The organism is Skermanella sp., assembly GCF_059503625.1.
The window spans coordinates 1-6,352 of sequence record NZ_JCACHA010000985.1; the positions used below are offsets into that span (position 1 = coordinate 1).

The window sequence follows — 6,352 nt, forward strand, 5'->3', positions numbered from 1 at the left end:
TCAGCCCGAAAGGGCCCGCTCAAGCAGACACCGGTGAATAGGTCAGGCTAGCATGGCGCGATCCGGTCTACATCGCGGCCGGGTTCGCGGGGGTGGTCGCGCTGGGACTGCTCCTCGTCCAGCCATTGCTCGCCGGGGGATACCTGCCGGGGCTGGGCGCGCGGCTCGGGCGGCGAGTGCATGCCTGGGTGGGCGCCGGGCTCGTGGCGGCGGTGGCGGTCCATGTCGGTGCCCTGTGGCTGACCAGCCCGCCCGACGTCATGGACGCTCTCCTCCTCCGGTCGCCGACGCCGTTTTCCGCCTGGGGTGTGGTCGCAACTTGGGCGGTGCTCGCTTCCGCGCTGCTCGCCGCCCTGCGCGGGCGGCTGCGGTGGAGGTTGATGGTCTGGCGTCTTTGCCACGTCGGCTTCGCCTTGGTGATCGTCGTGGGCAGCGTCGTCCACGCGATGCTGATTGACGGGACCATGGGGCTTGTGTCGAAGGCGGCGCTCTCCGCCCTGGCGGTGGCGGCCACCATGAGGGTCGCGGTCGATCTGCCCCTCCTTGCTGAATTTTACCGGAGAGTTGGGCGACAGCGTCCCCGGGCCTCCTCCAGGGCGGAGGTCCCGCGGCGCCTGCAAGAATGACGGCACTTCAACGGCATGCCCGTCTGGCCTGCAGATGGAGCCTCGCCGGCCTCATGCCTCGGCATATCGTACTCATGGGCCAAAGGCTGCCTACCGAACCTGCTCGGGACCTGTTTTGGATCTTACAAGCATTCTTTGAAGCGTCGGTAAGGACAAGCCGCGGGGTGGCGGATGGAGACCATCATCGCGGTAGAGCGCCGCCGGCAGTTGCGGGATAGGGGACAAGTTACGAATCCGGGCGGAGCTGAACGAGCCTGGGGTCAAGCCCGGCGAGATTGCTGGGCGGTTTGATGTGAGCCGCGGCTTACTCTAGCAATGGCGGGGTGCGTACCGGCGCAGCTGGCTGGTGGCCGAGACGCCAGGCTTTCTGCCGCTGCAGGTCGTGCTGGAGCTCCAAGACTGGGCCGAGCGGCGCCGGGCAGAAACGGGCGGACATTTTTGGAAGGATCGGCGGCGGTTCGGGAAGCAGCCGCCGCCGCGGTAGGCGCGGCGCGGAAGGTCAAGCCAGGTCAAGGTCGACCCAGATCGCGGCATGGTCGGAGCCGGCATCGCGCTCCTCCTCAAGCTCCGGGAACACGTCCCAGCGCTTCGGACGCACGCCCGGCCACATCGCGCGACGTTCGACCCCGCCCCCGATGACCCGGTTGAAGATGGCGGGGGAGAGGAGGAGGTAGTCGATCTTGTCCCTCTTGCCGCAGGATCCGAAGGTGCCGGGAAAGCCGCCGTCGTCGAAGTTGGGGTGCAAAAAGGCGTCGCGCAGGTCGGTCGCGCCGAGGAGTGGTGTCAGCGGCGCGCTGTCCGGCGTGTCGTTCAGGTCGCCGATGACCGCGACGTGCTCGGCGCCGTCGGCGATCAAGTCGCGGTAGATCTCCGCGACGCGCGTGGCCTGGGCGAGGCGGCGCGCGTTCGAGACGCGCTGCACCCCGCCCTTGCTCTTGAAATGGTTGACGAGAACGTGAAGCCTGGCGCCCCTGGGCGTGGTGATGCGGTAGTCCGGGCAGTCACGGGAGAAGATCGGCTCGCCGCCGCCTGGTGGGCGGTCATCGACGTGGCTGCGCCGGCACCGATGCCGAAGCCCCCGCGCGCCATCAAGCCGACGTCGATGCCCCGTGCGTCGTTCCCGTCGATGACCATGACTCCGTCGTAGGGTGTTCCGCCGAGGGCTCCAATGACGCCGTCGTTGAAGGCCTTGAGGCTCGGGCGGTTCTCGGCCTCGACCACGCCAAGCAGGTCGGCGTCCAGCGCGATGATCGCGCGGGCGGTGTTCTGCATTGCGACGGCGTCGATCGGCTCGTCGCGGAGTTCGAGGCTCTCGGCCCAGTCCACGCGTCCGTTGGCGACCACCTCGACACCGCCGGCCTGTGGGCGGCGGAGAAGGACGCCTCGGTTGCGTCGCAGGGTCGCGTAAGGGCCAGTGTCCGAGCGTTCGAGGCCGAGCTGGGTCAGGAGCGCGACCATCCGCACCTTCTCCGAGATGCGGTAGACTGCGCGCCCGAGCAGCGCATTCAGTTCTGCGAAAGCAATCAGGACCGCATCGCCCTCCACACGGTCATCGAGGTTCATGGCGATTGGCCGATCGAAGAGGTTCTCGACGTTATAGGCGGCGAGACGCATGGTGATCCTCGCACTGATGTTGGTTCAACTGCGGGCCATCGCTACCCGCAGTTAAATTGCCCAAAGTTAAACCTTCTTCGCGCCGTCGATTACCTCGCCAAAGCGCTGCCAAGTTCGACCAGCCCAGCGGATCAGCTGCAGCTGCTGCAGCGGGCGATAGTCGGCTGGCGAGGTGTCGATGCGGATGCCTGGTAGCAGCGTTGGGATCTCCAGACCGCGGAGATTGGCTGCCTCCTGCATGATCCGCTCGCGCGTGAGTTGGCCCTCGCACTGGCGCAGCACCTGTACCAGCGCGAGCGCCACGGTGTAGCCATAAACGTAATAGATGTCGGTGATGTCCGCATCTGGAACATACTTCGCCAAAAAGGCGCGGTATTGCAGCATGCCGGCATCCTCAGCCCAGGCCGGATCGTTCGGGTCCTTGAGATAGGCCGACGAGACGACACCGACCGAACGTTCCACGCCTGCGGGAGTGATGACCCCAGCGACAGAACTTGTCCCGCTCGGGATGTAGTGAGCTACCTGCCAGCCCAGCTCATGCACCTTGCGGATAGCCATGGCCGCAAATTTCGCGGTGACGCCGGAGACCAACACATCCGCCCCTTGCAGAGCAATGAGCTGACTGTCGACCGTCGGGTCCGTTACCTCATAGGATGCCGTACGAACCCTACTATCATAGTCAGCGCCCAACACATCGCGTAGCCCGGCAATGTGGTCTCGCCCGAAATCGTCGTTCTGGTAAAGGAGGGCGAAGTGCGCATCCGGCTTTGCCGTCAAGGCATGGCGCGCATAGACCTGCGCCTCTGTGCGTGCGCTTGGCGCAAACCCCATGGTCCAGGGATGCGCCTCGTGATCGCCCCACTTGTCGCCGTTCACCGACAGGAAAAGGTGTGGCACCTTGCGCTGGTTCACGTAGCGCAGCACGGCATTGTTCGGCGCAGTACCGAGCATGTTAAAGAGGAAGGCGACTTTGTCCTGCTCTATCAACCGCCTCACCTGCTCGAGCGTTTTCGGCGGGCTGAAGCCGTCGTCATAGAGGATGTAGGACAGCTTGCGGCCAGCTATGCCGCCTCGCTCGTTTATCATGCGGCAAACGCCTTCGACCGCTCGGCACTGCACCCCGAGCGCGGAAACTGGGCCAGAAAGGGCCGTCGTGCCACCAAACAGTATTTCAGTCGGTGTGATACCCGGCGTGCCCTGGGCGTGGACCAAGCCAGGAGCGGCTAGCGCGGCGACGCCGGCGATAAGGATGGTCCTCTTCTGCATCCTCCAATCCTTCCTTTTTTGTCGGACAGACAGCGGCATTTAGCGAAATAGGATCTTGCTTACCCTTCTATCAAACGCGAGATGACCAGGCGGAGGCGCCGCGGAAGGGCCGCATATCGGGATAGCCGGTGACCGCCCAAGCGCCATCCACCAAGAGGCTGGCCCCAGAGACATAGCTCGCCTCCTCGCTCGCCAGGAAGAGGGCGGGGCCGGCGATGTCGTCGGGCTGCGCCGCACGGCCGGCTGGGATGCGGGCCAAAAAGGCGGCAAGCGCGTCCCGGTTCTCGAAGTGCCGGCGAGTAAGCGGCGTTTCCACCAGTCCGGGCAGCACGGCGTTGACGCGGATACCGTCCGGAGTGAGCTCGAGCGCCGCATTCTTCGTCAGCATCTCGACACCGGCCTTGGCTGAGGCGTAGGCGGCACCGGCATGCATGGGCACATGCGCGTTCAGCGAGGCGATGTTGACGATCGCGCCACCCCCGCGGCCCAGCATGTGCCGCGCCGCGTGTTTCGTGCAAAGGAACACGCCCTTCAGGCAGAGATTGACGGTAAAGTCCCAATCCGTTTCACTCAAATCCACGATATAGCCGGGCCGGGAGGCACCCGCGACGTTGAAGACGCAGTCGAGCCTGCCGAAGCGTTCGACGGCGAGGCTCATCATCGCCTCGACCTCCGCTTCCCTGGTGACGTCGGCCCGGGTGCAGGTCACTCGCGCCTCAAAGACGCGTGCCACTGTGTCTAACGCTTCCTGATTGACATCCGCGCAGAGGACGTTGGCGCCTTCGCGGTGCAGACTATGCAGAAGCGCGAGACCAATGCCTGAGGCACCGCCTGCTACGACGGCCACCTTGTTAGAGAAGCGTCCCGTCTTACCGCTCATCGCTATCTCTCCCCAGCTTGCGCTCGCTTTTCCTTCCGCCACAGCACAAAAGGTCGAGCAACATCTTGTTGTACGAGGTTGCACGTCACAGCACCTCAAAAACTCCTACTGGCTCCGCCAGGACGGCTATCCCGCAGAGTCATCGCAGCGGCTTGAATGCGTTGTCCACCTGCGTCTTTGGGTTGTCCGGTTGCTTCCAGCCCTCCCAACCGTCATCGGCTGATCAATCAGTCATTTGCTGGAACGCGGAGCGAGTCTGGTGCACCAGGACTGCTGGCCGGTTTCGGGCGGTCGACGCGGCATAGTCCGGGAACACGCGTGGAAGCGGCGGCAGGTTGCCGGCCCGGTCGGTTATGGCGCGGGCGAACTGGCGGATGGCCTGCTGCCCTTGGTGATGCTGTAGAGATTGCACATCGCAAGTCCTCCCCGGGCTGGAATCAATGATAGGCGGCTTAACGGAAATCCCGGCGACCGAGGAGCGTTGGCCCGGCACGGTGGCTGCCTGGTTCCGGCCGCCGCACGTCGTCTGCGCGACCAAGCACCCGGTCGGCCCATCCGCTGTCCGCGGTCTCGAGATCCGCTTGGTAGTCCGTAGAACAATATTGCAATCCGCAGTCCAAATGGTGGGTCAGCCGCGCTGCCGGGGGGCGCATGACAATCGCTTTCCGTAGCGCCGCCAAGGCCAAGTCGCGGTGTAGCCTATCGCTGGTCGGCCAGCCGACCACACAGCGAGTGAACAGGTCGATGACGACGGCGAGGTACAGCCAGCCCTCCTTCGTCCAGATGTAGGAGATGTCGGCCCCGCATTTTTTGAGCCGGGCCTGCCGCCATGAAATCCTGATCGAGCAGGTTCGGCGCCACCCGCCAGGTGCGGTGGCTGTCGGTTGTTCGCTTGAACCGCCGCTTCTGCCGCGCCCTGAGCCAATTCTCGCACATCAAGCGCGCTGTCCGGCGGCGGCCAACGGTCAGGCCGTCGTTGCGCAACTGTGCGTCATGCGTGGGCTGCCGTACGTGCCGTTGGAAAGCGCGAAGGCCGACCGAACATGGGCCAGCAGCACCATGTCCTCGTGCTGACGGCGGCACGCCGAACTTTCCTTCCAGGCGAAGTAGCCGCTTTGACTGACGCCAAGGACGCGGCACATGCGGTGCACGGGGAACTCCTTCTTCGCCTCGCCAACGAGCCTTAAGCTCATCGACTTCCCTCCCGGGCGAAAAAAGCAGTGGCGCGCTTCAGGATGTCCCGCTCCTGGCGAAGGATCTCGTTCTCCCGTCGCAGCCGCTTCAGCTCCGCCGCCACGTCCGGCGCTGTCGATCCGCCAGTCGCTTCCGCCGCGCGATCCCGGCTGCAGCCGAGGCAGCGCACCAACGTCGAAAGCCCAACCGAGATCCTCCGCGATCTCCCGCTGGGTTCGGACACTCGTCCGAACCAATCGAACAGCCTCGCCTTCAAATTTCTTCGTAAACCGTCGCTGCTTCTTCATGGGGGTCCTTTTGCGTCATCGGGACCGCTCCACTTCTCCGAGGCAAGTCCACGCTGGCGACCATCAGCGGCGTGAGCGATACTTCGCCGTCAACCTGCCAGTTGCAGCCACCTGACGCCGCGGCGCAGTCCGCCGAGGAGTATCACTCCTACACCACGCTGTGGGGCACGACCCTGGCGCCACCTCGTCCGCGACTACGAGCGCCGCTGCGACGTCAGCGAAGCCATGATCCGCATCAGCCTCGGCGTCCTACTGCTCCGCCGTGTCGGCCATCCCCGAGCATTCTCAATCGGGTTCTGAGATTGGCGTCGCGTTTGAAATGACGGCGGTCGGGGCTATCAAGCTGTTGCCGGACATCGGCAGCGCGAAAGCAATGTGGCCCAGTTCGAAGCCGCAGGTGCCCGCATATGGTTGGCGGTGTCCGTAGCGCTATTATTGATTCGGCCTGGGTTTTCTTGAGGGCGAGCGGGATCGGTTTAGATAGG

Annotated in this window: 7 protein-coding genes and 1 pseudogene; 2 read left to right on the plus strand and 6 right to left on the minus strand. The window is 64.6% G+C overall.

Going from position 1 to position 6,352, the window contains the following annotated elements; all coding sequences use genetic code 11:
• Positions 1-47: 47 nt before the first annotated feature.
• Entirely contained in the window at positions 48-182 is a 135-nt protein-coding gene (locus AC5JJ6_RS36065) for a hypothetical protein (RefSeq protein WP_496046662.1), read from the minus strand.
• Here AC5JJ6_RS36065 and AC5JJ6_RS36070 point away from each other — a divergent pair.
• Complete coding sequence (locus AC5JJ6_RS36070) at positions 126-626, plus strand: ferric reductase-like transmembrane domain-containing protein (protein ID WP_496046656.1); 501 nt, start codon at positions 126-128, stop codon at positions 624-626. The genes AC5JJ6_RS36065 and AC5JJ6_RS36070 overlap by 57 nt on opposite strands.
• A gap of 499 nt (positions 627-1,125) precedes the next feature.
• Here AC5JJ6_RS36070 and AC5JJ6_RS36075 read toward each other — a convergent pair whose 3' ends face one another.
• The 4 genes from AC5JJ6_RS36075 to AC5JJ6_RS36090 form a co-directional block, all read right to left on the minus strand.
• Positions 1,126-1,548, minus strand: a complete 423-nt coding sequence (locus AC5JJ6_RS36075) for an endonuclease/exonuclease/phosphatase family protein (protein ID WP_496046657.1) — start codon at positions 1,546-1,548, stop codon at positions 1,126-1,128.
• Positions 1,479-2,189 (minus strand): hypothetical protein, encoded by a 711-nt coding sequence (locus AC5JJ6_RS36080; protein ID WP_496046658.1) that lies wholly within the window; start codon positions 2,187-2,189, stop codon positions 1,479-1,481. Before AC5JJ6_RS36080 ends, AC5JJ6_RS36075 begins: the two co-directional genes overlap by 70 nt.
• A 117-nt stretch (positions 2,190-2,306) precedes the next feature.
• Positions 2,307-3,506: an ABC transporter substrate-binding protein gene (locus AC5JJ6_RS36085; RefSeq protein ID WP_496046659.1), complete on the minus strand. Its 1,200-nt coding sequence runs from the start codon at positions 3,504-3,506 to the stop codon at positions 2,307-2,309.
• A 70-nt stretch (positions 3,507-3,576) separates the two neighbouring features.
• The gene (locus AC5JJ6_RS36090) at positions 3,577-4,386 is read right to left on the minus strand and encodes an SDR family NAD(P)-dependent oxidoreductase (protein WP_496046660.1); all 810 of its coding nucleotides are present in this window, start codon (positions 4,384-4,386) and stop codon (positions 3,577-3,579) included.
• A gap of 259 nt (positions 4,387-4,645) precedes the next feature.
• Between AC5JJ6_RS36090 and AC5JJ6_RS36095 the strand changes: the two genes are divergently transcribed.
• The gene (locus AC5JJ6_RS36095; RefSeq protein ID WP_496046661.1) at positions 4,646-4,789 is read left to right on the plus strand and encodes a hypothetical protein; all 144 of its coding nucleotides are present in this window, start codon (positions 4,646-4,648) and stop codon (positions 4,787-4,789) included.
• A 169-nt stretch (positions 4,790-4,958) separates the two neighbouring features.
• On the opposite strand, the pseudogene AC5JJ6_RS36100 reads toward AC5JJ6_RS36095, so the two are convergent.
• A pseudogene (locus AC5JJ6_RS36100) lies at positions 4,959-5,867 on the minus strand (IS3 family transposase); the annotation flags it as partial.
• Positions 5,868-6,352: the final 485 nt, after the last annotated feature.

Bases quoted from the DNA above. Each gene is read 5' to 3' on its own strand.
- AC5JJ6_RS36065 (WP_496046662.1), bottom strand. From the start codon at position 182: ATGCACTCGCCGCCCGAGCCGCGCGCCCAGCCCCGGCAGGTATCCCCC.
- AC5JJ6_RS36080 (WP_496046658.1), bottom strand. From the start codon at position 2,189: ATGAACCTCGATGACCGTGTGGAGGGCGATGCGGTCCTGATTGCTTTC.
- AC5JJ6_RS36085 (WP_496046659.1), bottom strand. From the start codon at position 3,506: ATGCAGAAGAGGACCATCCTTATCGCCGGCGTCGCCGCGCTAGCCGCT.
- AC5JJ6_RS36090 (WP_496046660.1), bottom strand. From the start codon at position 4,386: ATGAGCGGTAAGACGGGACGCTTCTCTAACAAGGTGGCCGTCGTAGCA.